The organism is Ruegeria sp. BHSB064, assembly GCF_059613205.1.
Genome location: NZ_JBXWSB010000036.1, coordinates 1 through 25,726 on the forward strand (window position 1 = coordinate 1; position 25,726 = coordinate 25,726).

Consider the following 25,726-nt stretch of genomic DNA (forward strand, 5'->3'; position numbering starts at 1 on the left):
CCTTCCTGCTGACGACAAAGATCGCCAACTACCGGCTGATTGTCGGCTGTCTGGCCGGAACCATCGGCTTTACCCTGCTGCTGAACCTCATCGGATCGGACACGAACCCGATGTTCGCGATGCCGTGGTACTGGCATATCGTGCTCGGCGGTTATGCTTTTGGTCTTGCCTTCATGGTGACTGAACCAGTTTCAGCAAGCCACACCAACGTGGGTCGCTATATCTACGGTGCGCTGATTGGTGTCATGGTTGTGATGATCCGCGTGATCAACCCGGCTTTCCCCGAAGGTATGATGCTGGCAATTCTGTTCGGGAACGTCTTTGCACCGCTGATCGACTATTTCGTCGTTCAGGCCAACATCAAACGGAGGGCGCGTCGCCATGTCTGATACGCAATCCCCAGAACCCAAAGGCGCACTTGCCAAGTTTTTGGCAGCTTCGCCGGACTCGGTCGGTAAGACGATCTTCATTGCGGTCGCCGTTTGCCTGGTCGCCTCAATGGTTGTTTCTGCCGCTGCGGTCAGCCTGCGCCCGGTGCAACAAGCCAACGCGTTGAAAGACAAGCAGGTCAACGTCTTGCAGGTTGCTGGCGTCTACGAACCGGGGGTCGATGTCTCTGAAGCCTTTGCCGCGTTCGAACCCCATGTGTTGGAATTGTCTACCGGCGATTTCGTCGATGATCAGTTCGACCCGGCCACCTTCGACGACATCGCCGCCGCCAGCGACCCAGAGCTGAGCGTTGCGCTGGACGATGACCCGGCAGGCATTGGTCGCAAATCGAAATACCGCGTGATCTACCTGCTGCGCGACGATGCGGGCGAGCTGGACAAGGTGATCCTGCCGCTGCACGGCTATGGCCTGTGGTCCACGCTCTATGGCTTTATCGCGCTTGAGAACAACGGCAACGACATCTACGGCCTGCAATTCTATCAGCATGGCGAAACCCCCGGCCTTGGTGCCGAGGTGGACAACCCGCGCTGGAAAGCGCTGTGGAATGGCAAGAAACTGCGTGATGACAATGGTGATCTGCAAATCACCGTATCGAAATCGCAGCCGGCCGCCGGACCCGACTTCTATATCGACGCGCTGGCAGGGGCGACCCTGACATCGGTCGGTGTCGACAACCTGGTGAAATTCTGGATGGGTGATGCGGGCTACGCTCCGTTCCTGGCCAAACTGCAAGCAGGAGAGTTCTAATGTCTCAGACCAAGAAAGAGATGCTGGTCGACCCGCTTGTCGACAACAACCCGATCACCTTACAGGTGCTGGGCATCTGTTCGGCGCTGGCGGTAACCTCGTCGCTGCAGGTGTCGATGGTTATGGCGCTGGCGGTGATCTTTGTGACCTCGTTCTCGTCCTTCTTCATCTCGTGCCTGCGCAACCAGATCCCCGGTTCGATCCGGATCATCGTGCAGATGGTGATCATTGCCTCGCTGGTGATCCTGGTGGACCAGATCCTGAAAGCCTATGCGTTTGAGATCTCGAAAACCCTGTCGGTCTTCGTCGGCCTGATCATTACAAACTGTATCGTTATGGGCCGCGCCGAGGCGTTTGCCATGAAGAACCCGCCTGTCGCGTCCTTCATCGACGGGATGGGCAACGGTATGGGCTATGGCCTGATCCTGCTGCTGGTTGGCTTCATTCGTGAGCTGTTTGGTGCCGGTTCGCTGTTCGGTGTAACCATTCTGCAGACCGTCAACAACGGTGGCTGGTACGTACCCAACGGCATGTTGCTGCTGCCGCCGTCGGCGTTCTTCATCATCGGTCTGATCATCTGGGCGTTCCGCACATGGAAGCCGAACCAGGTGGAAGAGCGTGAATACAAAATTCAGCAGGTAGAGGCCCACTGATGGAAGGTCTGATCTCACTGGCCGTAAAGGCCATCTTTGTCGAAAACCTTGCGCTCAGCTTCTTCCTGGGGATGTGTACCTTCATCGCCGTGTCGAAGAAAATCTCGACAGCGCTGGGTCTGGGGATTTCGGTCATGGTCGTGCAGGCTATCACCGTGCCCGCCAACAATCTGTTGCTGAATTACCTGCTCAAGCCGGGTGCGCTGGCATGGGCCGGGTTCCCGGATGTGGACCTGACCTTCCTTGGCCTGATCTCATATATCGGCGTGATCGCGGCGATGGTTCAGATCCTCGAGATGGTTTTGGATAAGTATTTCCCGCCTCTTTACAACGCGCTGGGAATCTTCCTGCCGCTGATCACGGTGAACTGCGCCATCCTGGGTGGCTCGCTGTTCATGGTCGAGCGTGACTATAACTTTGCAGAGGCGGCAACTTATGGTCTGTCGTCCGGCTTTGGCTGGGCGCTGGCAATCACTGCGATGGCGGGTGTTCGCGAAAAGCTGAAATATTCGGACATTCCAGACGGCCTGCAGGGTCTGGGCATCACTTTCATCACCGCTGGACTGATGGCGATGGCCTTCATGTCCTTCTCGGGCGTGAAACTGTAAGGAGGGCGCAATGGAAACCTTTGGCTTAGGTGTAGCCCTTTTCACTGTCATCGTTCTGGGTCTGGTGGCCGTTATCATGGCCGCCCGGTCGAAACTGGTGTCGACGGGCAATGTGAACATCACAATTAATGGTGAGAAAACCGTTTCGGTGCCCGCTGGCGGCAAACTGCTGCAAACGTTGGCGGCCGAGAAACTCTTTGTCCCCTCCGCCTGCGGTGGCGGCGGTACCTGTGCGCAATGCCGGGTGAAGGTGCATTCAGGCGGCGGGTCGATCCTGCCGACCGAAGAAAGCCACATCACCAAACGTGAGGCATCATGCGGTGACCGCCTGTCCTGCCAAGTTGCGGTCAAACAGGACATGGAGATCGAAGTCCCCGAAGAGGTCTTTGGCGTCAAGAAATGGGAATGCACCGTTCGCTCGAACGAGAACGTTGCGACCTTTATCAAAGCGCTGACTCTGGATCTGCCGGAAGGCGAGGATGTGAACTTCCGCGCCGGTGGCTACATTCAGATTGAAGCCCCTGCGCACCAGTTGAAATACACCGATTTCGACGTGGAAGAAGAATATCGCGAGGACTGGGATCGCTTCAATCTGTGGCAGTACGAGTCGGTAGTCGCAGAACCGATCGAACGCGCCTATTCGATGGCGAACTACCCGGACGAGAAGGGCATGATCATGCTGAACGTCCGCGTTGCCTCACCGCCTCCGGGCTCCGAGGGCATCCCTCCAGGTCAGATGTCGTCGTACATCTTCAACCTGAAACCGGGTGACAAGGTCACAATCTCGGGCCCGTTTGGCGAATTCTTTGCGCGCGAGACCCAAAAAGAGATGGTATTCATTGGCGGTGGTGCGGGCATGGCCCCCATGCGCAGCCACATCTTTGACCAGCTCAAACGTTTGGAAAACCGCGATCGCAAGATCAGCTTCTGGTACGGTGCCCGGTCGAAGAAAGAGATGTTCTTTGTCGAGGATTTCGACCAACTGGCCGAGGAATTTGACAACTTCGAATGGCACGTCGCACTTTCAGATGCGCAGCCCGAGGATGATTGGAAAGGCTATACCGGCTTCATCCATAACGTCTTGTTCGAAGAATACCTCAAGAACCACCCCGCGCCGGAAGATTGCGAGTTCTACATGTGTGGTCCGCCGATTATGAACCAGTCGGTCATCAACATGCTGCTGGATCTGGGCGTGGACCGCGAAGATATCATGCTCGACGATTTCGGTGGGTAAAAAAGAACCGGCGCATTAAGAGCCGGTTTTTCTTTTGGCCGTCTCACAGCGTTATTTTCCGTAATAGTCCCGATACCAGGCAACGAACTGGGCAATGCCGTCTTTCAGGTCCGTCTGCGGACGGTAATTGGTCAATCGCTGCAACAGGCGATTATCGGCCCATGTCGCATGAACGTCGCCCATCTGCATCGGCATGAAGTTCTTGATGGCCTTCTGTCCAACTGCTTCTTCGATGGCTTCGATGAAATCCATCAGGCGCACTTTGTCACCGTTTCCGATATTGACGATGCGATAGGGCGCGACGGGAGAAAGGCTGTCGCCATCTTCAATATCTGCGCGACTGGCGGGCCGCACTGGTGGCACATCGATCAGCAACCTGATCCCGCGCACAAGATCCTCAACATGAGTGAAGTCCCGATACATGTCCCCATGATTGTAGATATCGATTGGACGGCCTTCCAGAATAGCGGCAACAAATTTGAAATAGGCCAGATCGGGCCGCCCCCAGGTCCCATAGACCGTAAAGAACCGAAACATCGTTGTCGGCAGATTCCACAGATGCGCATAGGAATGCCCCATCGCCTCATTCGCCTTTTTGGTGGCCGAATAGATGGTCAATTGCGTGTCGGCTTTTTCCGTCTCCGTAAACGGCATCTCTTCGTTGGCACCATAGATTGACGAGGTCGAAGCCATCAACAGATGCTCGACCTCATGCTGACGCGCGATTTCCATCACGTTGAACGTGCCAACGACATTAGATTCGATATAGCTTCGGGGGTACTCGAGGCTGTGTCTCACGCCGGCTTGAGCTGCCAGATGAACGATGACATCGGGCTGGAATTCGTCGGCCACCTGCACCAGACGGTCATAGTTTTCCAATCGATCCTCGGTCGCAGTAAACCCGGGGGCCTGCAACAGGATCTGATGCCTGCGTTGTTTCAGGGTCACATCGTAATAGTCGGTCAGTCCGTCATAGCCATGCACCCGGAACCCTTCTGCCAGAAGCAGCTTGGCCAGATGGAAGCCGATGAACCCCGCAGAGCCCGTAATAAAAACCCGCTTCATAAAACCCTCAACAAGCACCGCCAAATCATCGCTGACCGAGAAACTTGTTCTCTTGAGTGAGATCAATGGAATTCGGTCACTTGGAAGGCCATATCGGACAACAAGATGCGGTTGGTCAACACTTTGCGCTTTCAAACATATGTTGATTGCCGCCAATTGCCGGGAAGGGTAGGGATCAGGGCGCATGATTACGAACTGGATCAGACAGCGGTTTCACCGCGCGGCAGTACCAATGACGGACACGGTGCATTGCGACATTGCGCCCGGCACACAAGTGACCGCAGTTGGCGATATTCATGGCCGTTTGGACTTGTTGCACGCGCTTCTGCCACGTCTGGACGGTCAAAACCCATTGGTTTTTGTGGGCGACTACATCGATCGAGGGCCAAACAGTGCGCAAGTGCTGCACCATCTTCATCATCTAAGCGCAGCGTCAGACGGGCGCGTGCATTGTCTTCTCGGCAACCACGAAGAAATGTTGTTGCGTTTTCTTGATGATCCGGACGGTCATGCCCGGATATGGTTCCGCAACGGAGGGGTGCAGACACTTGCTTCGTTTGGGTTAAAACTGACAAGCGATCCCGACGACTGTGATCAGGCTAAAGAACTGGCCGATGGCCTGCGTCAGGCGATGGGGCAAACTCTGATCGATTGGCTGGCAGATCGGCCTCTGACCTGGACCAGCGGCAACGTCACATTTGTTCACGCAGCGTTAGATCCGCGACACCCTGTCGAAAGTCAGGACCGGCAGATCTGCCTGTGGGGTCATCCTATGTTTCCAAGGCGCACGCGCGACGATGGCCAGTGGGTAGTGCACGGTCACACGATCGTAGACCGACCCCGTGTCAGAAACAGGGTTCTGTCGATTGACACGGGGGCATTTGTCTCAGGCCGATTAACGGCAGCGGAAATCGAGGACGGAGGCGTCAGGTTCCTTTCGACGACCTGATCTTAGCCAACAATCATCTGCTTCATCCGCAGGGCCTCATACTCCAGCTCTTTCAGGCGAAAATGCACAACATCTCCGATGGTGATAACGCCACATAAATGGCCGTCACGCAGCACGGGCATATGGCGGAAACGGCCTTCGGTCATCGTTTTCAGAACATCGTTCAGCAGATCGTCAGGTGTGCAGGTCTTTACATCCTTGGTCATCAGATCTTCGACCGACTGCGGTAAGGTCTGGCCTGGTGTGTCTGCCATGCGCCGCACAATGTCGCGCTCCGACAGGATGCCTTGCAATGCTCCGTTCTGATCCGTCACAAGAACTGCACCGATCCGCTTTTCTTTAAGAATGTTGACGACGGAATGGATCGTCTCATTCGGGCGAACGGAAAACACATCTTCTCCTTTGCCCGCGAGCAGTTTGGCTACAGTTGTCTGCGACTGCGCAAGATTGGACCCCGTCGTTTGGCTGTACGTTGTCTTGTCCTCTTTGTCACCGCGCATCGGCGCCTGGTACGAGGTTGGGGCCATAGGCAATCTCCTTCTTCGGTCTTGCAATGTCTTTCCCTTTCACCTTAGCGCAGGTACATGGCCTGTATAGGGTGCAATTGCTCAAATGAGCGAAATCTGTGGACGGCAAAGGACATTAACGCTTGTGAGTGAGCTCTATCTTACACCGCCCGTCGCCGCTTTGATCTTCTTTGCGGTCGTTGTGTGTGGTCACAACTTTCGCATGGCGTGGAAGCAGCAGACCCCCGGATGGCAGAAACGGGCGTGGCTGTTCGGAGTACCCGCCGGGGTTGGCCTTTTGTTGCTAGGATTCATGCCTTTGAAACTGTGATGCTGATTTGACTCTGACAAGGGTGACTGGCATATGCCGAGCACAGAAATTCCCGGAGCTCGCCCCATGCGTCTTTTGCCATCAGTGGCCCTTGTTGCCCTTCTTTCCGGCTGCTTTTTGGACAAGGAGCCTGAAGTGGTCCGCCTGTCTGGTGAAACGATGGGGACAACCTTCAACATCACTGCCATAGGCGACGATCTGGACGAGACCAAACTCGCGGCTTCAGTCGATCAGACATTGGCCGAGGTCAACGCGAAGATGTCGAACTGGGACCCGAATTCCGAGGTCTCTGTCTTTTCGGCGTCCGCCAGTACAGACCCCATGCCTATCTCAGACGAATTCGCTCTGGTTATCGCTGCTGCCAACGACGTGCACGAAAAAACTGGCGGTACTTTCGATGTGACCCTTGGCCCGCTGATCGAGCTATGGGGTTTTGGCCCTCGTAAGCCCGAAGATCCGGTGCCGTCTGATGCTGACATCCAGGCCGCGTTGAGCAGTGTCGGGCAAAGCCGTCTGCTGACGCTGGATACCGAAGCCGGAACTCTTGCGAAATCTGACGCCAGCGTGGGTATAAATCTGTCTGCAATTGCGAAAGGTTACGGCATTGATGCGGTTGCTGAAACCCTGAGGGATGCCGGGATCGAGAATTACCTGGTTGAGATTGGCGGTGATCTGGTCGCCAAGGGTCAGAACGAAAAGGGCGAAGCCTGGCGCATCGGCATCGAAAAACCGGAAACTGGCAGTCAGAGCATTCAGCTGATCGTGTCAGTGAATGACCTGGGCATGGCCAGTTCGGGCGATTACAAGAACTTCTTCGAACAAGACGGCGTGCGCTATTCGCATATCATCGATCCGACGACGGGACGCCCGATTACGCACCGGACAACCTCTGTCACAGTTTTGGCCGAAAACGCGATGATGGCCGATGCGTGGGCCACCGCGATGCTGGCTTTGGGTCAAGAAAAGGGCCTGAAACTGGCTGAAGAGCATAAACTTGCCGTGTATTTCATCTCGCGGGATGTGACAGGCGGTGAAGAAGCTTATATTACTGCGCATAGCACCGCGTTCAAAGGCGCGCTGGAATCGAACTGACTGGTGGAGCTGAGATGAGCACTTTTATTCTGGCTTTTATTCTTCTCGCCCTCGTCATGGTGGGTATGTCACTCGGCGTCATGCTGATGGGCAAGACAATCAAAGGCAGCTGTGGTGGTCTGAATGCCATCTCGGGTGCTGATAAATGCGTTGTCTGCCAAAAAGACGTGGATCCCAACAGCCCGTTGCGCGATCAGCTGCAATGCAAGCGCGCCAAGAAGATGCTGGAGCAGATGGAACGTCAGGTCTGAAGCGAAGTTTTGCTTCGCACTGCGGACAGAAATGGCTAACTAGGTCTCCATAAGGTTTGGGGGCGTGGTATTGGCTAAGGCAAAAAACATCCTGTTCATTATGTTCGACCAGCTACGCTGGGATTACCTGAGCTGTTACGGACATCCACACCTGCATACCCCCAACATCGATCGCCTGGCAGCCAGAGGCGTCCGGTTTAACCGCGCTTACATCCAGTCACCAATCTGCGGCAGTTCGCGCATGTCGACCTATACCGGGCGGTACGTGCATTCGCATGGGGCGTCCTGGAACGGTATTCCGTTGAAAGTTGGCGAGATCACGATGGGCGATCATCTGCGCAAGGCCGGAATGGAGTGTTGGCTTGTCGGCAAAACCCACATGCGCGCCGATGCCGAAGGCATGGCGCGGTTGGGGCTGGAACCTGACAGCCTGATCGGTGCCCGGGTTGCCGAATGCGGCTTTGACGTTTTCGAACGCGATGACGGTATGCTACCCGAAGGGCCCGACGGGTACTACGACCCGGACGGAGCAAAGGAATATAACAAGTTCCTCAGGGCCAAAGGGTATGAGAGCGACAACCCTTGGCATGACTTTGCCAATTCCGGTCTGGATGCCGAGGGCAACGTGCTGTCCGGCTGGTTTCTAAAAAACGCTCCCGAAGCGGCCAATATCGCCGAAAAAGACAGCGAAACACCGTACCTGACCGGTCGCGGTATCGAGTTTATGGAAAAGCACGATGGTCCTTGGTGCTGTCACCTGAGCTTTATCAAGCCGCATTGGCCTTACATCGTACCAGAACCGTATGCCTCCATGTATGGTCCAGAACATGTCCTGCCCGTGGTGCGATCCGAGGCTGAGCGACAGAATGCGCATCCGGTGCTCAAGGCGTTTATGGACACAAAGATTGGCCAGACCTTTTCTCGCCAGGACGTGCGAGAGGCTGTGATTCCGGCCTATATGGGCCTCATCAAACAAGCAGATGACCAGATGGGTCGCCTGTTCGACTGGATGGAAAAAACCGGGCGGATGGAAGACACGATGATCGTTCTGACCTCGGATCATGGAGATTTTCTGGGCGATCACTGGATGGGAGAGAAGACGTTTTTTCACGATGCTTCAACTAAAATGCCACTGATCATTTATGATCCATCACCCGAGGCAGATGCGACACGCGGCACGGTCAGTGATGCGCTGGTCGAGTCCATCGATTTGGCTCCAACCTTTGTTGATGTGGCAGGCGATGACGTTGCCACTCATATCCTTGAAGGTCATTCGTTGCTGCCCATCCTGCATGGGACCGCAGAAGAGGTGCCCCGGGACTTTGTCATCTGCGAATACGATTACTCAGGCTCACCGATCGCCGATATTGTGGGAGTGTCGGTTCGCGAAGCAGTAATATTCATGGTCGCCAACAAGAAATGGAAACTGATCCATTGCGAGGGCGGTCACAGACCGATCCTGTTTGATCTGGAAAACGATCCTCAAGAACTGAACGATCTGGGTAACAGCGCTGACCATGCAAACGTGATCGCCGAGATGTATGATCACCTTTTCACATGGGCACGACGACCGTCACAGCGCACCACGCGATCGGAACAACAATTGATAGACATGCGCACTAAAAGCCGAGGCCGAGGCATAGTTTTAGGTGTGTATGACGAAAACGACGCGCCTTTGGACCTGACTGTGAAGTACCGCAATCGCAAAGCACGCCCTTACAGGAGCTACCTTAAGGACTGACTCTCCTGCGTGGATTAATTCTTCTTCATCGACGTAAAGGTGGTTCACCCCTGGAAGGCCAAAGGATAGAAAAGGCCGCAAGAGCAGTAATCGGAGAATTTCTATGGCCGCGCCCAAACCTGTTGTCTTGTGCATTCTTGATGGGTGGGGTCTGTCCGAGGACACCAAAGCCAACGCGCCATACTTGGCGAATACCCCGACATTTGATGCGATTATGGCCAACGGGCCCCACGCGACCTTGATCACCCACGGACCCGATGTAGGTCTGCCCAGCGGGCAGATGGGCAATTCAGAGGTTGGTCATACCAATATCGGCGCGGGCCGCGTTGTCGCAATGGATCTGGGTCAGATCGATCTGGCAATCGAAGACGGGTCTTTTTTCGAAAATGAAGCCCTGCAACACTTTATCAGCAAAGTGAAATCGTCGGGGGGAACAGCGCATTTGATGGGCTTGGTCTCGGACGGTGGCGTGCATGGGCATCTGAACCACATCGTCGCCGCAGCGACCGCGATCACCGATGCGGGTGTCCCAGTTGCGCTGCACGCAGTCACCGATGGGCGGGACGTAGCACCGAAATCGGCGCTGTCCTATATCGCGGAACTGGAAGAGCGACTGCCTGAAAACGCGCGCATTGTAACTGTCAGTGGGCGGTACTTTGCCATGGACCGGGACAACCGCTGGGAGCGTGTCAGCGAAGCCTATAATGCGATGATCAACGGGCAGGGCAGGGCGGCGCAGAACGCCCATGGTGCGGTCGATCATGCATATAACCAGTCGGAATCCGACGAGTTCATCACCCCGACAGTTCTTTCGGGATACGAAGGTGTTCAAGAAGGAGACGGGTTTTTCTGCCTCAACTTTCGAGCTGACCGGGCGCGGGAAATCCTCCGTGCCATTGGCGAGCCCGGATTTTCCGACTTTGAAACTGGCCCGCGCCCCAAATTGTCAGCGCTGCTAGGCATGGTCGAATACTCAGACGGCCACAACGCCTATATGACGACGGTTTTCCCGAAGCGGGCCATTGTGAACACATTGGGGCAATGGGTGGCGAAACAAGGACTGCGCCAGTTCCGGTTGGCTGAAACCGAGAAATACCCACACGTAACCTTCTTCCTGAACGGCGGCAAAGAGACGCCTGAACAGGGCGAAGACCGCTTTATGCCGAAATCGCCAAAAGTTGCGACCTATGATCTGCAACCTGAAATGTCTTCGGCTGAGGTGACGGCCAAGTTTGTTGAGGCCATCGAAGACGGGTATGACCTGATTGTCACCAACTATGCCAATCCTGACATGGTCGGCCATACCGGTGATCTGAAGGCCGCGATCAAAGCGTGTGAGGCAGTGGATCAGGGTCTGGCGCAAGTTGTTGCCGCACTGGAAAAAGCCGGGGGTGCGATGATTGTCACCGCCGATCACGGCAATTGCGAAATGATGGTTGATCCCGAAACAGGTGGTCCACACACCGCCCACACACTGAACCCGGTGCCGGTGGCACTGGTGGGCGGACCTGAAGGGGCGCAATTGCGGCAGGGGCGGTTGTCGGATCTGGCCCCCACACTGCTTGACCTCATGGGCCTGCCAAAACCTCCCGAGATGACCGGGGAAAGCCTTTTGTCATGAAACTGGTGGCAATTGCGGCTTTTTTGATCTCAGCATCTTCGGCTTTGGCCCAAACCGACTCGTCGCAGGCGGCGCTTGAGGCGGCAGAGATGCTGGAAGCAGCCTCTGTGTCGCTAGCCGAAGCCGACAGTGCAAGAGATCGCGTGCGCGCGCTTACCCAAACGATCCAGGCCTATGAGGCGGGGTTGAGCGCGATGCGAGAGGGGCTGCGCCAAGCTGCAACCCGCGAAGCTCAGTTAAGCGCCGAACTGCGGGCCAGCGAAAAGGATGTCCGGCAGTTGATCGGCGTTTTACAAACCATCGAAACAACAGAACCTCCGGTCTTGATGTTGCACCCTTCCGGGCCTTTGGGTGCGGCGCGCGCGGGTATGATGCTGTCCGAGGTCACTCCGGGCCTTAACGCCAAAGCGCAAGCTCTGGCGGACGATCTTAACGAAGTGCAGACACTGCGTCTGTTACAGCAAAGCGCTTCAGAAACCCTGACCGAAGGTCTCAGCGGGGTGCAGGACGCGCGCACGCGTTTGAGCGAGGCCATTGCCGATCGCACAGACCTACCCAGACGATTTACCGAAGACCCGGTACGCACGGCCATTTTGATTTCGTCGACGGAAACGTTGGATGGGTTTGCTAGCGGTCTGTCCGAAATCTCGGAGGGTGAGATTGTCGAAACCGACGCGGATGTTTCGGGTCAGAAAGGGCAGATTGCTTTACCGGTCCAGGGCGTCATGTTGCACAAGGCTGGCGAAACAGACGCTGCGGGTGTGACACGCGCCGGTTTGGTGCTGGGAACACGTCCGCGCGCCTTGGTCACATCACCCACGGCGGCCACGATCCGATACCGAGGCCCCTTATTGGATCTGGGGAATCTGGTCATTTTGGAGCCGCAACCAGGGCTTCTTTTTGTGTTTTCCGGCTTGCAAGAGGTCTATGGCCAGCCCGGTCAGGTGATCCCCGAAGGCACTCCGGTCGGGTTGATGCCCGGTGAATCGCCCGAAATTGGCGCAATATTGTCAACAAGCGGTGATGGCACTGGAACTGATCGCTCAGAAACGCTCTATATAGAGGTAAGAGAAGATAATAGCCCCGTGGACCCGGAATCATGGTTTCGGACCGACAAGGATGGATAAGCGAGTATGAAGAGATTTGTGATGGCCGGTCTGGCCGGAACTGTGGCAGGTATTCTTGCAACAACCCAGATAGCAGGACCCCTGCTGGCGCAGGAGGCTGAAAACAAGGCCAGCGTCTATGAACAATTGGATCTGTTTGGCGACATTTTTGAACGCATCCGCGCGCAATATGTTGAAGAGGTCGAACCAGAAGAACTGATCGAGGCCGCCATTGATGGCATGTTGACCTCGCTTGACCCGCATTCCAGCTATCTTTCGCCCGACGATGCCGAACAGATGCGTGTGCAAACACGGGGTGAGTTCGGCGGGCTAGGCATCGAAGTCACGCAGGAAGACGGTTTTGTCAAAGTCGTATCGCCAATTGACGACACCCCTGCCGACGCAGCCGGAATTGAGGCTGGTGACTTCATCACTCATGTCGATGGAGAGAGCATTCTGGGTCTTACGCTTGACAAGGCTGTTGACCTGATGCGTGGCCCGGTAGGTTCCGAGATTGTGATCACTGTTGTTCGCGAGGGTGAGCCGGACCCATTCGACGTCACGATCATTCGTGACACGATCAAACTGACGGCTGTTCGTGCGCGCACCGAAGGCACCAGCGTGGTTCTGCGTGTGACCACGTTCAACGATCAGACCTTCCCGAACCTCAAAGAAGGGTTGCAGGAACAGATCGAGGAAGCCGGTGGCATCGAAAAGGTCAATGGGTTTGTTCTGGACCTGCGCAACAACCCTGGCGGCTTGCTGACGCAGGCGATCAAAGTTTCGGATGCGTTCCTGAACGAAGGCGAAATCGTTTCGACCCGTGGCCGTGATCCGGAAGAGGGCGAGCGCTTTAATGCTTCGCCCGGCGATCTGGCTGAAGGCAAACCAATCGTTGTTTTGATCAATGGCGGTTCTGCCTCGGCGTCCGAAATTGTGGCTGGTGCCTTGCAGGATCACCGCCGCGCAATCGTTGTCGGCACGAAAAGCTTCGGTAAAGGTTCTGTGCAGACGGTGATGCCCCTGCGTGGTGACGGTGCCATGCGATTGACCACGTCCCGCTATTACACTCCGTCGGGTCGTTCTATTCAGGCCCTGGGTGTCAGCCCTGATATCATCGTAGAACAGCCGCGCCCGCAGCCCGAGGCTGAAGAGGAAGAGGACAACCGTTTTAGCCGATCCGAGGCCGAACTGCGGGGCAGCCTGGACAATGACAGCCTCAGCGAGGATGAGATCCGTCAGATCGAGGAAGATCGTGCCAAGGCCGAAGCTACCGCTGAACTGCGGCAAGAGGACTATCAACTGGCTTATGCCATCGATATCCTTAAAGGCCTGTCGGCTTTCAATCCCAACGGACCGTCTCAATAACAAAACAGGGGCCGCGTTGAACGCGGCCCTTTTTTTAGGTGCGCGGCGCTGATCGTATTTTGCAAAACGGCCCGGCCGGCATCGTGAGAAACAAGAGTTAGAGAAAGCGCCCTAGCTTTCAATCTTGTGTAGTTTCTTCTCATCCAGCAGCAGGGCGAGTACAATACCAACCGATACGGATATTGTCGAAAAGACAAACGCCATGCTCATGCCGCTGTTAAAAGCATCGGACAATGCGGATTGAACCTTTGCCAAATCGCCGGCGCTCAAATGATTGATCACCGCATGGGCCGAGGGCGTATCCAGCGTACCTCCATTGATTGCTTTCAGGTCTGCTTCGGTCATCTTGATCCCGACGGCGTTCAAACTGTCGCGCAGCGTTGACAGGCTTACGACATACATGACAGCGGTGGCACAGGCGACGGATATGGCACCATAAACCAGATGGGTCATAAAGCTTAGCCCACCAACCAGTCCGGCCCGCTCGGGCTTGACCGCGCAGACAGCAGCTGTTCCCGATGGTCCAACGGTGAGCGTCGCGCCCAACCCGATCATCGCCATGCCCGGAAGAATGCGGAAATAACCCAGATCGCTTGGCAGTATGACAACTGACGCGGCGCCGAGTGTGGCAATCACATAACCCCAGAACAGCAGTCGCTTGGGTCCGAAATCATTGTACAGCGTGCCTGAAACAATCGACCCTACCGCCAGCAAAACGGTCAGCGGCGCAAGCCCCAATGCGGATTCAAACGCCGACCAGCCCAGCACTTTTTGCATGTACTGTGGAAAATAGAGCAATCCAACAAAGGCGGCTGAAACGTTGAACATATTCAGACCAAGTGTGATCTTGAATTGACGGTTCTGCATCATTTGCGGCAGCAGCAAAGGCTCGGTAACGCGTTTTTCTATCTTTGGGAACAATAGGAACAGCACGGCGCTGATGAAAAAAAGCATCAACAACGGTACCGACGTCCATCCCCAATCCGCGCCAACATCCAGCGCATACAGCAAGAACAGAACCGCAAACGCCAAAAGGCCCATGCCAGCCAGGTCGAGATGCTCGTCCTGTTTGTGCTGCGTTTCGCGCTCCATCAGGATCAGAGCGGTGGCCATCGAAATGCAAGAGAAGACGACGTTGGCCAGGAAGAAATACCGCCATTCGCCCAAGTTTACCGCCAATCCGCTGATCATCGGACCAAATACGTTGCCAGTGGTCACACCTGCCAGAATGAGCCCCATTACAAGCGCCCGATGTTCAGGCTTGGACACTTTAGTTGCCCCAAACGCAAGTGTGCAGGGCCAAACACAACCAGCGCCAATACCTTGCAGCGCGCGTGCCAGGATCAAAAAATCAAGGTTGGGCGAGACGAAGCACATCACCGACGAAAACAGGAAAATGCACAGACCAATTATCATCATCTTTCGATGACCGTACATATCGCCGAGGCGTCCTCCGGCTACCATGGTCATCGCAAAAAACAAGGCGTAAATATTCAAAACCCATTGGGTGCTGGTGATATCTGCGTCAAAGCTGTTTTCAATCGCGGGGACCAGCATCAGAGCACCGGTAAAATCAATGCCGATGCCAAATCCTGTCACCATCAATGCGATGACTTTAACAATGCTACTGCGGTCCATGTCAGACGCGACCCGTTTTGAATACGCCCATGATGCACGGAAATTGGTATAAAAGATAGTGACTTGGCTTTGACAGGCTTAGTCGTCGCTCCGACAAACCCGGCGGAACGCGCGTTTCAGCATATCCAGTTCAGCTCGCAGCAACGCGACTTCGGCCCTCAGATCATCTGCTGCCGGCTCACCGGCGATGATGGTGAAATCTCCAAGCTTTTCCGCTGTTGACGCATCGGAGATGATAAAGCTGTGTACACCTTCAGACAGGGCTGAGACCGGCACCGTTATTCTCAGGTCCCATCCGCTTTTGTCGGGTGCAAGGATGACATTCTCCAGCGTTTCGCCCTGGTATCGCACGTCAACCGAAGGTTCCCGTTCCGACTGAATGTGACCTTGCCAAATCCCGTCTTCGAACCGGATAAACGTCAAGTTGGTGTGTGTCATATCCGATTGCCTCACAGATCGGCACGATGAAAGCGGCAGAACGTCAGATCCCGCACTGCCATCCGGTTCATGCTTGGAGCCTCAAAGATCAAATCTACCCAGATCTTTTCGATCCGTCGCTCATTCAGGGGCAGATGGGCCAGATCGAAATCTACGGCATTCTGGGCGTCTGACGCATTCAACTGCCGCAGCACCTGCTCAGAATTGGGACCGTGTTGAATATTGAGGCGCGCGAACAGCCCCATGGGTCGTTCGCTGTCAATGACGGTTTCCATCCGTATCAAATGCTCACGCGTAAGGTTCTGTGTCGCGCCCTCCGGCAGATCGACGGATACCGAAAGGAACGAGCCTTCAAAACTGAAGACCTCAATAGCCAGACTGAACGGGGCCAGATCGCCTGCATCCCGATTTCGGATTTGGCGCACGGCAATCTCGGACAGAGGACAGTCATGAAACAGGTTGACGTGTGCATCCAATGCCGTTTTGCGCGGGGCCGATGCAACACCGGGTTGCGCCAACGGTCCGCGCCACAGGTCCGGTCTGCAACTCCAGTCCGTGCCGACAGGCTTGGCGAACTGCATGGATCCAATCTGTGGGCGGATAAGGCGGGAATCGGCTGTTTGGATCAACTGATCAAGATGGCTTCGCAACGCACGCGCCTGATCACGCTGCTGCCGCAGGTCCGCTTGTCCTGCGTCTTGCACATGCTGTGCAGCCCGCCGCCAACGGTCCAGTGTTTTGCGATAAAGATAGCGATCCAGAATCCTGCCCATGGCCTCGTCGTCCGATACACAGCCTCTTTAGTCAAGACGCCTTCGGGAACAAACCCGCAATAACGAAATTGCTATCTTTGCCCCGCGTTTTTCAGTTGGGCGCAAAGCAAATTTCGGTTAGGCGCGAACGGATGCGCGCGTGCCTGTCTTGCCTTGCAAAGGGCAGGGTCAGCGCGTACCGTCGGGCCCTGCAACATGGGTCACCCAGTTTTAGCCACACATCCGTTTAGCTATCGATAAGGCCAGTGAATGGAGCCCACATTATTTTCTTTCATTTGGAAGTACTCGAAGAAACAGCAGTTAGTCTTGTTGTTGCTGACAGTGCTGTCATTTCCGTTCCTTTACGCCTCGTTGGAACTGCCCAAGCAGATCATCAATGATGCTATCGGTGCTCCGGGTGATACGGTTACCATTTGGGGTATCACGGTATCGCAAGTCCACTACCTGCTGATATTGTGCGTAGCGTTTCTAGGCACTGTGATCGCCAGCGGATTGATGAAGATGCGCATCAATACGATGAAGGGCGTTCTGGCCGAGCGTATGCTGCGTCGACTGCGTTTTACGCTGATTGAACGTTCGATGCGCTTTCCAAAGTCCTATTTCGCAACGACCAGCCAGGGCGAGCTTGTTTCGATGATCACATCCGAGGCCGAGCCGATGGGTGGTTTGATGGGCGATGCAATTGCGCAGCCCGTATTCCAGTTCGGCCAGATGATGACCATTGTCACGTTCCTGTTCATGCAAAGCGTGTGGTTCGGGCTGGCCAGTATCGCGTTGATCCCGTTGCAGGCTTGGTTGATTCCTAAATTGCAGCGCCAAATCAACCTGTTGAACAAAGACCGTATTCAGGAAGTTCGGCGTCTGAGCTCGGAAATCGGTGAAAGCGCCGCTGGGATCAGTGACCTGCGCACCAATGGCGGCTGGCGCTATCGTCTGGCCCAGTTCAGCGACCGTTTGGGGAAATTGTTCGAGATCCGCTTCAAGATCTACAACAAGAAATTCTTTATGAAGTTCCTCAACAATCTGATCACTCAGATGACGCCGTTCCTGTTCTATTCCGTGGGCGGTTATCTGGCGATCACGGGTGAGGTGACGGTGGGTGCTTTGGTTGCAGCACTTGGGGCTTACAAGGATCTGAGTGGCCCTTGGAAGGATTTGCTGACCTACTACAACCAGGTTCAGGACATGTCTTTGCGTTGGGAAGTTGTGACTGAACGGTTCGCCCCCGACAACATGATCCCCGAAGAGCTGTTTTCTGGCGAACCCGAAGCGATCCCGCGCTTGGATGGGGCAATTGAGCTGCGCAACGTGACGGTTCGCGATAGCGACGGCAAAACCATTCTGGAAGATCTGGATCTGACAATTCCGCACGGCGCGCGCGTTGCCATTCAATCTTCTCACGCTTCGGAAAGAAGCGCGCTGGGTCAGCTATTGACCCGTGAGGTTCTGCCTGCACAAGGGGACGTCATCGTATCGGATTACAACTTGAATGATCTGCACCAAGCGGTGATTGCGGCCCGGATTGGCTATGCCTATTCGCGCCCCTATCTGTTTGATGGAACTCTGGGCGATAACCTGATGATGCCTTTGCGCACGCATCCCCAACGCGACGCTGAAGCTCGGAGAACGCCGTCCCGCAAACAAATCGAAGCAGTCCGGTCAGGTAATCCACCCGACTCGCTGGACGATGAATGGATTGATCCCGGTCTCGCAGGTCTGGACGATATCGAGGGTATTCGCGATTGGTGGTTCGAACTTGTCGAAGCCATGGGCATCGACGAGTTCATGTTCCGTCGTACGCTGCGCACGCAGTTTGACCCCGAAATTCACCCTGTTTTGGCGCGAGAAGTGGTCAACCTTCGGGAAACGATTGCCGAGCGTTTGAAAGACAAAGGTCTGGATCGGTATGTCTATCGCTTCGACCCGGAACGTTTTAATCCGGCGGTTCCACTGGGCGGCAATCTGCTTTATGCCGCACCGGCCCGCGATATATCGCCGGACTTTCTTGTCGAGGATGCCCGATTTGTAAAAATGCTCAATTTACACGATTTGGCTGACGAAGCTCTGAGCATTTCCAACGCAGTCCTTGATACTCTCGGCAAAACATTCGGACGGGACGGTGCCGACCACCCCCTGTTCCTGCGGCTTGGCATGTCGAAAGAAATGTTTCACCGGTTGCTCGACATAGAAGATCAGCGCAAAGCCAAAGGTGAGACGGAACTCAGCCCGGAAGACCGTGCTTTGCTGCTGACTGTACCTTTCCTTTTGACAGCCGAGCAGATCGGCCCGGATTTCCCCGAAGAGTACAAAGACAAAATCCTGACGATCCGCAAAAGCCATGCCGAGCGGTTGCGCGACACATTGGATGGGCTGTTTACGCCCGTCACTCCCGATCTCTACGTCCCTCGGCTGACGGTTATGGAGAACGCGATCTATGGGCGCGTGTCTTTGATGGCAGGCGCACATGCGGACGAAATCGAAGACGTAGTGGCCGAGGCCCTGAACGAAGCGGGTCTGCGCCGCAGGGCTGCCGCCATTATCTATGATCTGCCCTCTGGTTTGGGCGGGAACAATCTGCCGACCGTCTTTCAGGAACGCGCCGCATTTTCACGCGCTGGGATCAAGCGCCCCGATATTCTCATTCTGGACAAAGCACTGGCCAGCCACGATTCGGAAAGCCGGTTGCGCACCCGCCTGAAGTTGCGAGAGCTTTTGCCAGACTCGATCATGATCTTCATGGAAGACCATTTTGCTCATCCCGAAGCTTATGATCTGTTTGTGGAAATCAAGGATGGGCGGATTGACGGAGTATCGCGCACCAAACCTGAAGATTTAGGTGGCACAACCGACGATCTGAGTCGGAAGCTCGAAATTCTATCGGCCACCGAATTGTTTTCAGGTCTGGACGGGCGAAACCAGCGGCTGCTGGCTTTCTCGGCCCAATGGTATGAAGTCAAGGCCGGGCAGGTCATCTTCTCGCGTGGGCAGGCTCCGGACGCCGCTTATCTGTGCATTTCGGGGCAGGCTCGGTTGGATTGGTTCAACGAAGACGGAACAAGACGCCCGATTTCGATCATTGAACCGGGTCGCCTTATTGGTGACTTGTCGATCATCACTGGTGAAGACCGTCAATTGGATCTTGTCGCAACCGAGGACTGTCTTTTCCTGCGTATTGGGGCCGAAGAATTGCGCGCAGTGGTGGAAAGTGACGCAACCGTTGCCACGCAGTTACTTCGAACAGTTGCAGGCTACCTGACGACGCTGTCTAACAGGATTTCCGCTGCTCAAAACCCAGAAGAAGTGCTGCCTAAAGTGACGCAGGACGAAAAGCCGGAGAGTTCGAATAACCATGCCTAAGGCCTATTTCGCGCATGCTTATTTGACAGAAACCGCGCACAGGCGGCCTGAACTTTGGCGCTTGCTTCTGGGTCTATTGCTCATCGGAGTGCTGGTAAGCCTTATGAACATGGTTTTCTTTGCTGTGCTCGTGGCGATGGGTCCGAACGAGTGGGCGCAGGAACTCTTGTCGGGAAGATCGCCCCTGGCATTGATTCTGTTGCTGGTCAGTTTTGGGTTCATAACTTTCGGCGTGGCCATCGCAGCACACAAGCTGCAACACCGAACACTATGGTCCATCATAGGTGACCGCAGTCTGGCGGTGACGCAGTTTGTCAGAGTTTTGAAGGCCTTGCTGATACTAGGCGTTATCGGATTTCTGCTGCCTCCCTATGGTATGGGAGGAGAGCTGACCCAAAAATTGCCACTGACCACCTGGTTACTTTTACTTCCGGTTGCTTGTGTTGCCGTCCTGGTTCAGGTCAGTGCCGAAGAAATCCTGTTTCGCGGCTATATCCAGCAAACCCTTGCGGCCCGATTCAACTCGCCGGTCATTTGGATGGGTGTGCCATCGGTTTTGTTTGCAGCGGGGCATTACTCGGTCGACGCGGCGGGGGGCAACGCACTGTTGATCGCGCTTTGGGCCTTTGTTTTTGGCCTGTTGGCGTCGGATCTGACGGCCCGAGCAGGAACTTTGGGGCCTGCCATAGCCTTGCACTTCTTCAACAATGTCATTGCTTTGTTGTTCATCTCTCTACCCGATAGCCTGAGCGGGCTGTCTCTGTTCGTCCTGCCCTTTGACATGTCCGACGCAGAACAACTAAGACCTTGGCTGGTGGTGGATCTGGTGATGATGTTCGTTTGCTGGCTGGCCGCGCGACTTGCGCTCAGGCGCTGATTGCATTTCCTTCCGTTGCGTCTTATTTGACGTCAACACTGCATAAGCCAAGGTTCCGACATGAACTGGATCACAAACTACGTCCGTCCCCGGATCAACTCGATTTTCTCGCGACGGGAAGTGCCCGAAAACCTCTGGCACAAATGCGACGAGTGCGGGACGATGCTGTTCCATCGCGAGTTGGCCGAGAACCAGAATGTCTGCACCCAATGCGGTCACCATATGGCGATTACCCCGCGCGAGAGGTTCAAACACCTGTTTGACGGCGGAATATTCACCGAAGTCGAAGTCCCGGCCCCCAAGGACGATCCGCTGCAATTCCGTGATCAGAAAAAATATCCTGACCGCATGAAAGCGGCGCAAAAGAAGACCGGCGAAAAAGAGGCCATGCTTGTGGCCGTAGGCGAAATTGGACGCACTCCGATTGTTGCCGCCGCGCAGGACTTTTCTTTCATGGGCGGGTCGATGGGCATGTATGTCGGCAACGCGATCATCGCTGCCGCGCAAGAAGCCGTTAAGCTCAAGCGCCCGCTTATCCTGTTTTCTGCCGCAGGCGGCGCACGGATGCAGGAAGGTATTCTCAGCCTGATGCAAATGCCCCGTACAACCGTGGCAGTCGAGATGCTGAAAGAGGCGAACTTGCCTTACATCGTTGTTTTGACCCACCCCACCACCGGGGGTGTAACTGCGTCTTACGCGATGTTGGGCGATGTCCATATCTCGGAACCCAACGCATTGATTTGTTTTGCTGGTCCACGTGTGATTGAGCAAACGATTAGGGAAAAGCTGCCCGAAGGGTTCCAACGCGCCGAATACTTGCTGGATCACGGTATGCTGGATCGTGTCACCAAACGCACCGACATGCGCGAAGAGCTGATCACCATCACTCGGATGCTGATGAACCAGCCTCCGGCGATCATGGGTGATCTGCCTGCGCCGGAACCGGTAGAAGCCGACAAGGCCGCTGCTGAAGAGACCGGACAGAAATGACAGCTCAAACATCTGACGCCATCCTCGACCGGATGATGGCGCTGCACCCCAAGATCATTGATCTGACCTTGGATCGTGTCTGGCGATTGCTGGCGGCGCTGGACAACCCACAGCTCAAGTTGCCTCCGGTCATTCATATTGCCGGAACCAACGGCAAAGGGTCGACCCAGGCCATGATCCGATCAGGGCTTGAGGAGGCAGGGAACTCTGTACACGCCTATACGTCGCCCCACTTGGCACGGTTTCATGAACGCATCCGGCTGGCCGGAGACCTGATCTCAGAACGCGATCTGACCGCAGTTCTCGACGAGTGTTACGCTGCCAATGGCGGTGAAAACATCACCTATTTCGAAATCACGACCTGCGCGGCTTTGCTGGCTTTCGCCCGGGAAAAAGCGGATTACACTTTGCTCGAAGTCGGTCTGGGTGGGCGCTTGGATGCGACAAACGTGGTCCAAAACCCTGCCGTAACTGTGATTACGCCGGTATCGATCGATCACGAGCAGTTTCTGGGCAACACAATAGGCAAGATCGCCGCTGAAAAGGCAGGTATTATCAAACCCGGTGTCCCCTGCATCGTTGGCCCCCAACACGACGAAGCCCTTGAGGTTATCGAATACACGGCTGCTCGTCTGGGCGCTCCGCTGATGGTCCACGGTCAGCACTGGCACGTTCATGAAGAGAACGGACGCCTGATCTACCAGGACGAGATCGGATTGCGGGATCTTCCATTGCCCAATCTTCTTGGTGCGCACCAAATTCAGAACGCAGGCGCAGCCCTGGCCGTTCTGCGCCACATGGAAATGGGTGACGACGCTTATGAGGCTGCCGTAACCAAAGCCGAATGGCCAGCCCGTATGCAACGCCTGAAAACCGGCCCGTTGATCGAACAGGCACCACAGGCCGAACTTTGGCTGGATGGCGGTCACAATGCGGCAGCAGGAATTGCGCTGGCAGATGTACTGGCGAAACTGCCGCAGAAACCGACGCATATGATTTGCGGTATGCTCAACACCAAAGACGTGACCGGGTATCTCGCACCTCTGGTCGGACAGGCGGCAAGCCTGACTGCCGTTTCGATTCCAGGCGAGGCCGCGACGCTCACGGCAGATGAGACTGCGGCGGCGGCAGCGAAGGTCGACTTGCCCGCAACTACGGCAAGCAGCGTGTCGGATGCGCTGGCGGCGATTATAAGCCAAGATCCTCAAGCCCGCGTTTTGATCTGCGGCTCGCTCTACCTTGCAGGCAATATTTTGCGTGAAAACGGCTAACACTTCTTCTGTTTGAAAATACCTTGGGGGAGACGCGCGCAGCGCGGCGGGGGCAAAGCCCCCTAGGTGCCCCAATTTTTGTCCTGCATCTCCCGCAAGCGTGACGCGGTGCGTTCAAATTCGAACGTCCCTTCGCCTTCTACATACAGCATTTCGGGCTCGGCCGCTGCGGAACAGATCAAGCGCACGCGGGCTTCATAAAGCGCATCGATGAGGGTTACGAACCGCTTGGCTTCATTAAAGTTGTTCCGCGACAGGCGCGGGATGTCTTCCAGCACCAGAACTTTCACGGCGTCGGCAATCGCCAGATAATCAGCAGGCCCCAGCATCCGTCCGCACAGGTCATAAAACGATGCCCGAGCGACCCCATTGCGAAAGGCCGGCAGTTCCACCGCGCGGCTATTGACTTGTAACACAAGCGGTTCGGCAGGGCCGCCCGCAAGATCTTTCCAGACCTCTCGTATGTTCTGCCGGGCTTCCGGGCCGATTGGCGTGAAATAGACAGGCGCGCCTTCCAACCTGTTTTGGCGGTAATCGGTTGGCGAAACCAGCTCCCAGACCCGCAGCTGTTCTTTGATATGCGCGATAAAAGGCAGGAACAATTGTCTGTTCAGCCCGTCTTTATACAGGTCATCTGGGTGCCTGTTTGACGTCGTAACCACCACTACACCGCCCTCATGCAACAGATCGAAAAGACGTCCGACTATCATCGCATCGGTAATGTCAGTGATCTGCATTTCATCAAAGGCCAGCAACCGGACGGATTTAACCACTTCCTTTGCCACCGGAGCCAGAGCGTCTTCGACATTCTTTTGTCGGGCTTTATGCATGCCTGCGTGAATTTCCTGCATGAATGCATGAAAATGGACGCGCCGCGCGGGTATTTCGCCAAGCGTTTCGACGAACATGTCCATCAGCATCGATTTTCCACGCCCGACACCGCCCCAAAGATACAAGCCTTTGGGGGGTGGGGGGGCCTTACGGAAGAACCCGCGTTTGACTGGCTCGGACAGCGCGGCACGAATGCGTTCGAATTGGGGAAGAACGGCCTCTTGTGCGTCGTCGCGCGTCAGAGTTCCATCCGCGACGCGGGCCTCGTATAGCGATATCAGATCCGTCATAACTCCGAGCCTTACCCGCCCCATCGCGCGTTGAAAAGAAACCATTTTCTCAACACATCAAATTTGCTTATCCGTGACCGCAAATCTGCTGAATTGACGCCACCCATAAAACCGATACGGTCCTTCGGGCAAACCGCCCGAGGTCTCAATGCCGCAATCCGCCCGCCTGCTGAATCCGATCCTGATTGTCGGATGTATCATCATCACGGTCAGCTTTGCCGTGCGCGCCTCTTTCGGTGTGTTTCAGATTCCGATCGCGGATGAGTTTGGATGGCTGCGTACTGATTTCTCGCTGGCGATTGCCATTCAAAACCTGGCTTGGGGAATTGGCCAGCCGATCTTTGGTGCAATCGCCGAAAAGGTCGGCGACCGCAAGGCCATCATTCTGGGTGCACTAACCTATGCGGCTGGTATGGTGCTTTCGGCGTGGTCCGTCACACCTTTTGAGCATCAGATCTACGCGTGGCTGGTGGGCTTCGGTATTGCCGGAACCGGATTTGGCGTGGTTCTGGCTGTGGTCGGGCGCGCATCTTCTGACGAAAACCGATCCATGTCGCTTGCCATTGTCACAGCGGCAGGGAGTTTTGGGCAGGTTCTTGGGGCGCCTACGGCCGAATGGTTGCTGACCTTCTTGCCCTGGCAGCAAGTCTTCATCGTGTTTGCGGTTGCGATATTGGCGCTTGTTCTAGCCTTGCCTTTCATGCGCGCGCCTCAGACTGCCAGCAAGGCGGAACTGCACGAAAGCATGGGTGAGATCTTGGGGAAAGCGTTCCGCGATCCTTCCTACGCATTGATTTTTCTGGGGTTCTTTAGTTGTGGGTATCAGCTTGGGTTTATCACCGCTCATTTCCCCGCATTTGTGACCGAGATGTGCGGCCCGATCCAACCCGGTGGTGTATTGCATTCCATTGGCATCACTTCGACTTCGGCGCTGGGGGCCGTGTCGATTTCTCTGATCGGTCTGGCCAACATAGGTGGTACGTTGCTGGCCGGCTGGGCAGGAAACCATTTTCCCAAGAAATACCTGCTGGCTGGGGTATATACGGGCAGAACACTGGCTGCAGCCTTGTTCATCCTGTTCCCGATCACGCCAATCTCGGTCATTGTGTTTTCTCTGGTGATGGGATCGCTTTGGCTTGCCACTGTACCGCTAACCTCTGGCCTTGTGGCCCACCTTTACGGCTTGCGGTACATGGGCACGCTATACGGCATTATCTTTTTCAGCCATCAGCTTGGCAGTTTTCTGGGCGTCTGGCTGGGCGGTCGTATGTATGACCAGTTCGGCGACTATAGCATGGTCTGGTGGATCGGTGTCGCAATTGGCGCGTTCAGCGCAATTGTTCATTTGCCCATTCGTGAGAACCGCTCGGCCGTTCCGGCCTGACGCGTTTTTCAAGCTCTGCCAATGGAAAGACCACCGGGGCATATCAAGAGCTTGTGTGTTTAAACTGACGTGCGAAAACAGCTCGTGCAGGTTTAGCCCGAGATGCCACCATGCTCTTGGACGGGACATCGAACGCAGGTTTGACCGCTTCTACG

Annotated in this window: 24 protein-coding genes; 18 read left to right on the forward strand and 6 right to left on the reverse strand. The window is 55.4% G+C overall.

Going from position 1 to position 25,726, the window contains the following annotated elements:
- The 5 genes from AC2FNU_RS10790 to nqrF all read left to right on the forward strand — a co-directional run.
- A partial coding sequence (locus AC2FNU_RS10790) for an RnfABCDGE type electron transport complex subunit D (protein ID WP_496788054.1) occupies window positions 1-389 on the forward strand: 389 nt, incomplete at its 5' end.
- The gene (locus tag AC2FNU_RS10795) at window positions 382-1,197 is read left to right on the forward strand and encodes a Na(+)-translocating NADH-quinone reductase subunit C (protein ID WP_496788055.1); all 816 of its coding nucleotides are present in this window, start codon (window positions 382-384) and stop codon (window positions 1,195-1,197) included. The genes AC2FNU_RS10790 and AC2FNU_RS10795, both read left to right, overlap by 8 nt.
- Window positions 1,197-1,850, forward strand: coding sequence for an NADH:ubiquinone reductase (Na(+)-transporting) subunit D (locus AC2FNU_RS10800; RefSeq protein WP_170710614.1), 654 nt, complete (start codon window positions 1,197-1,199; stop codon window positions 1,848-1,850). The genes AC2FNU_RS10795 and AC2FNU_RS10800 overlap by 1 nt, the downstream gene beginning before the upstream one ends.
- Window positions 1,850-2,458 carry an NADH:ubiquinone reductase (Na(+)-transporting) subunit E gene (gene nqrE / locus AC2FNU_RS10805; RefSeq protein ID WP_050603817.1) on the forward strand — a complete coding sequence of 203 codons (609 nt, stop codon included), beginning with the start codon at window positions 1,850-1,852 and terminating at the stop codon, window positions 2,456-2,458. The genes AC2FNU_RS10800 and nqrE overlap by 1 nt, the downstream gene beginning before the upstream one ends.
- A 10-nt stretch (window positions 2,459-2,468) precedes the next feature.
- Window positions 2,469-3,692 (forward strand): NADH:ubiquinone reductase (Na(+)-transporting) subunit F, encoded by a 1,224-nt coding sequence (gene nqrF / locus AC2FNU_RS10810; RefSeq protein WP_496788056.1) that lies wholly within the window; start codon window positions 2,469-2,471, stop codon window positions 3,690-3,692.
- Between the two features lie 51 nt (window positions 3,693-3,743).
- On the opposite strand, the gene AC2FNU_RS10815 is transcribed toward nqrF, so the two are convergent.
- The gene (locus AC2FNU_RS10815) at window positions 3,744-4,757 is read right to left on the reverse strand and encodes an NAD-dependent epimerase/dehydratase family protein (protein WP_496788057.1); all 1,014 of its coding nucleotides are present in this window, start codon (window positions 4,755-4,757) and stop codon (window positions 3,744-3,746) included.
- A 232-nt stretch (window positions 4,758-4,989) separates the two neighbouring features.
- Here AC2FNU_RS10815 and AC2FNU_RS10820 point away from each other — a divergent pair, with 232 nt between their 5' ends.
- Complete coding sequence (locus AC2FNU_RS10820) at window positions 4,990-5,706, forward strand: metallophosphoesterase family protein (protein ID WP_496788058.1); 717 nt, start codon at window positions 4,990-4,992, stop codon at window positions 5,704-5,706.
- A 2-nt stretch (window positions 5,707-5,708) separates the two neighbouring features.
- Here AC2FNU_RS10820 and AC2FNU_RS10825 read toward each other — a convergent pair whose 3' ends face one another.
- Window positions 5,709-6,233 (reverse strand): CBS domain-containing protein, encoded by a 525-nt coding sequence (locus AC2FNU_RS10825; protein WP_496788059.1) that lies wholly within the window; start codon window positions 6,231-6,233, stop codon window positions 5,709-5,711.
- A 124-nt stretch (window positions 6,234-6,357) separates the two neighbouring features.
- Between AC2FNU_RS10825 and AC2FNU_RS10830 the strand changes: the two genes are divergently transcribed.
- From AC2FNU_RS10830 to AC2FNU_RS10860, 7 genes are all read left to right on the forward strand, one after another.
- The gene (locus AC2FNU_RS10830; protein WP_496788060.1) at window positions 6,358-6,543 is read left to right on the forward strand and encodes a hypothetical protein; all 186 of its coding nucleotides are present in this window, start codon (window positions 6,358-6,360) and stop codon (window positions 6,541-6,543) included.
- A gap of 66 nt (window positions 6,544-6,609) precedes the next feature.
- A complete protein-coding gene (locus tag AC2FNU_RS10835) occupies window positions 6,610-7,635 on the forward strand; it encodes an FAD:protein FMN transferase (protein ID WP_496788061.1) in 1,026 nt (341 codons plus the stop codon).
- A 14-nt stretch (window positions 7,636-7,649) separates the two neighbouring features.
- Window positions 7,650-7,886 carry a (Na+)-NQR maturation NqrM gene (gene nqrM, locus AC2FNU_RS10840; RefSeq protein ID WP_496788062.1) on the forward strand — a complete coding sequence of 79 codons (237 nt, stop codon included), beginning with the start codon at window positions 7,650-7,652 and terminating at the stop codon, window positions 7,884-7,886.
- A 70-nt stretch (window positions 7,887-7,956) separates the two neighbouring features.
- Window positions 7,957-9,627, forward strand: a complete 1,671-nt coding sequence (locus tag AC2FNU_RS10845; RefSeq protein WP_496788063.1) for a sulfatase-like hydrolase/transferase — start codon at window positions 7,957-7,959, stop codon at window positions 9,625-9,627.
- 103 nt (window positions 9,628-9,730) lie between these two features.
- Window positions 9,731-11,248 carry a 2,3-bisphosphoglycerate-independent phosphoglycerate mutase gene (gpmI, locus tag AC2FNU_RS10850; protein WP_496788064.1) on the forward strand — a complete coding sequence of 506 codons (1,518 nt, stop codon included), beginning with the start codon at window positions 9,731-9,733 and terminating at the stop codon, window positions 11,246-11,248.
- Entirely contained in the window at window positions 11,245-12,375 is a 1,131-nt protein-coding gene (locus AC2FNU_RS10855; protein WP_496788065.1) for a murein hydrolase activator EnvC family protein, read from the forward strand. Before gpmI ends, AC2FNU_RS10855 begins: the two co-directional genes overlap by 4 nt.
- A gap of 6 nt (window positions 12,376-12,381) precedes the next feature.
- Complete coding sequence (locus tag AC2FNU_RS10860; protein WP_496788066.1) at window positions 12,382-13,722, forward strand: S41 family peptidase; 1,341 nt, start codon at window positions 12,382-12,384, stop codon at window positions 13,720-13,722.
- A 111-nt stretch (window positions 13,723-13,833) separates the two neighbouring features.
- On the opposite strand, the gene AC2FNU_RS10865 is transcribed toward AC2FNU_RS10860, so the two are convergent.
- From AC2FNU_RS10865 to AC2FNU_RS10875, 3 genes are all read right to left on the reverse strand, one after another.
- On the reverse strand, window positions 13,834-15,360 hold the full coding sequence (locus tag AC2FNU_RS10865; RefSeq protein ID WP_496788067.1) for an MFS transporter: 1,527 nt from the start codon (window positions 15,358-15,360) through the stop codon (window positions 13,834-13,836).
- A gap of 78 nt (window positions 15,361-15,438) precedes the next feature.
- A complete protein-coding gene (locus tag AC2FNU_RS10870; protein WP_496788068.1) occupies window positions 15,439-15,798 on the reverse strand; it encodes a hypothetical protein in 360 nt (119 codons plus the stop codon).
- A gap of 11 nt (window positions 15,799-15,809) precedes the next feature.
- The gene (locus tag AC2FNU_RS10875; protein WP_496788069.1) at window positions 15,810-16,571 is read right to left on the reverse strand and encodes a DUF6478 family protein; all 762 of its coding nucleotides are present in this window, start codon (window positions 16,569-16,571) and stop codon (window positions 15,810-15,812) included.
- Between the two features lie 249 nt (window positions 16,572-16,820).
- On the opposite strand from AC2FNU_RS10875, the gene AC2FNU_RS10880 reads away from it, so the two are divergent.
- The 4 genes from AC2FNU_RS10880 to AC2FNU_RS10895 are packed head-to-tail and all read left to right on the forward strand — an operon-like array spanning window position 16,821 to window position 23,066.
- Window positions 16,821-19,928: an ABC transporter transmembrane domain-containing protein gene (locus AC2FNU_RS10880; protein WP_496788070.1), complete on the forward strand. Its 3,108-nt coding sequence runs from the start codon at window positions 16,821-16,823 to the stop codon at window positions 19,926-19,928.
- Window positions 19,921-20,805, forward strand: coding sequence for a CPBP family intramembrane glutamic endopeptidase (locus AC2FNU_RS10885; protein ID WP_496788071.1), 885 nt, complete (start codon window positions 19,921-19,923; stop codon window positions 20,803-20,805). The genes AC2FNU_RS10880 and AC2FNU_RS10885 overlap by 8 nt, the downstream gene beginning before the upstream one ends.
- 60 nt (window positions 20,806-20,865) lie before the next feature.
- The gene (gene accD / locus AC2FNU_RS10890) at window positions 20,866-21,795 is read left to right on the forward strand and encodes an acetyl-CoA carboxylase, carboxyltransferase subunit beta (RefSeq protein ID WP_496788072.1); all 930 of its coding nucleotides are present in this window, start codon (window positions 20,866-20,868) and stop codon (window positions 21,793-21,795) included.
- Window positions 21,792-23,066 (forward strand): bifunctional folylpolyglutamate synthase/dihydrofolate synthase, encoded by a 1,275-nt coding sequence (locus AC2FNU_RS10895; RefSeq protein ID WP_496788073.1) that lies wholly within the window; start codon window positions 21,792-21,794, stop codon window positions 23,064-23,066. The genes accD and AC2FNU_RS10895 overlap by 4 nt, the downstream gene beginning before the upstream one ends.
- A 62-nt stretch (window positions 23,067-23,128) precedes the next feature.
- On the opposite strand, the gene zapE is transcribed toward AC2FNU_RS10895, so the two are convergent.
- Window positions 23,129-24,187, reverse strand: coding sequence for a cell division protein ZapE (gene zapE / locus AC2FNU_RS10900; protein ID WP_496788074.1), 1,059 nt, complete (start codon window positions 24,185-24,187; stop codon window positions 23,129-23,131).
- A gap of 148 nt (window positions 24,188-24,335) precedes the next feature.
- Between zapE and AC2FNU_RS10905 the strand changes: the two genes are divergently transcribed.
- A complete protein-coding gene (locus AC2FNU_RS10905; RefSeq protein WP_496788075.1) occupies window positions 24,336-25,571 on the forward strand; it encodes an MFS transporter in 1,236 nt (411 codons plus the stop codon).
- Window positions 25,572-25,726 lie beyond the last annotated feature (155 nt).

Excerpts from the sequence above, each read along its gene's own strand:
- AC2FNU_RS10795 (WP_496788055.1), top strand. The coding sequence starts at position 382 with ATGTCTGATACGCAATCCCCAGAACCCAAAGGCGCACTTGCCAAGTTT.
- AC2FNU_RS10800 (WP_170710614.1), top strand. The coding sequence starts at position 1,197 with ATGTCTCAGACCAAGAAAGAGATGCTGGTCGACCCGCTTGTCGACAAC.
- nqrE (WP_050603817.1), top strand. The coding sequence starts at position 1,850 with ATGGAAGGTCTGATCTCACTGGCCGTAAAGGCCATCTTTGTCGAAAAC.
- nqrF (WP_496788056.1), top strand. The coding sequence starts at position 2,469 with ATGGAAACCTTTGGCTTAGGTGTAGCCCTTTTCACTGTCATCGTTCTG.
- AC2FNU_RS10815 (WP_496788057.1), bottom strand. The coding sequence starts at position 4,757 with ATGAAGCGGGTTTTTATTACGGGCTCTGCGGGGTTCATCGGCTTCCAT.
- AC2FNU_RS10820 (WP_496788058.1), top strand. The coding sequence starts at position 4,990 with ATGACGGACACGGTGCATTGCGACATTGCGCCCGGCACACAAGTGACC.
- AC2FNU_RS10825 (WP_496788059.1), bottom strand. The coding sequence starts at position 6,233 with ATGGCCCCAACCTCGTACCAGGCGCCGATGCGCGGTGACAAAGAGGAC.
- AC2FNU_RS10835 (WP_496788061.1), top strand. The coding sequence starts at position 6,610 with ATGCGTCTTTTGCCATCAGTGGCCCTTGTTGCCCTTCTTTCCGGCTGC.
- nqrM (WP_496788062.1), top strand. The coding sequence starts at position 7,650 with ATGAGCACTTTTATTCTGGCTTTTATTCTTCTCGCCCTCGTCATGGTG.
- gpmI (WP_496788064.1), top strand. The coding sequence starts at position 9,731 with ATGGCCGCGCCCAAACCTGTTGTCTTGTGCATTCTTGATGGGTGGGGT.
- AC2FNU_RS10855 (WP_496788065.1), top strand. The coding sequence starts at position 11,245 with ATGAAACTGGTGGCAATTGCGGCTTTTTTGATCTCAGCATCTTCGGCT.
- AC2FNU_RS10860 (WP_496788066.1), top strand. The coding sequence starts at position 12,382 with ATGAAGAGATTTGTGATGGCCGGTCTGGCCGGAACTGTGGCAGGTATT.
- AC2FNU_RS10865 (WP_496788067.1), bottom strand. The coding sequence starts at position 15,360 with ATGGACCGCAGTAGCATTGTTAAAGTCATCGCATTGATGGTGACAGGA.
- AC2FNU_RS10870 (WP_496788068.1), bottom strand. The coding sequence starts at position 15,798 with ATGACACACACCAACTTGACGTTTATCCGGTTCGAAGACGGGATTTGG.
- AC2FNU_RS10875 (WP_496788069.1), bottom strand. The coding sequence starts at position 16,571 with ATGGGCAGGATTCTGGATCGCTATCTTTATCGCAAAACACTGGACCGT.
- AC2FNU_RS10880 (WP_496788070.1), top strand. The coding sequence starts at position 16,821 with ATGGAGCCCACATTATTTTCTTTCATTTGGAAGTACTCGAAGAAACAG.
- AC2FNU_RS10885 (WP_496788071.1), top strand. The coding sequence starts at position 19,921 with ATGCCTAAGGCCTATTTCGCGCATGCTTATTTGACAGAAACCGCGCAC.
- accD (WP_496788072.1), top strand. The coding sequence starts at position 20,866 with ATGAACTGGATCACAAACTACGTCCGTCCCCGGATCAACTCGATTTTC.
- AC2FNU_RS10895 (WP_496788073.1), top strand. The coding sequence starts at position 21,792 with ATGACAGCTCAAACATCTGACGCCATCCTCGACCGGATGATGGCGCTG.
- zapE (WP_496788074.1), bottom strand. The coding sequence starts at position 24,187 with ATGACGGATCTGATATCGCTATACGAGGCCCGCGTCGCGGATGGAACT.
- AC2FNU_RS10905 (WP_496788075.1), top strand. The coding sequence starts at position 24,336 with ATGCCGCAATCCGCCCGCCTGCTGAATCCGATCCTGATTGTCGGATGT.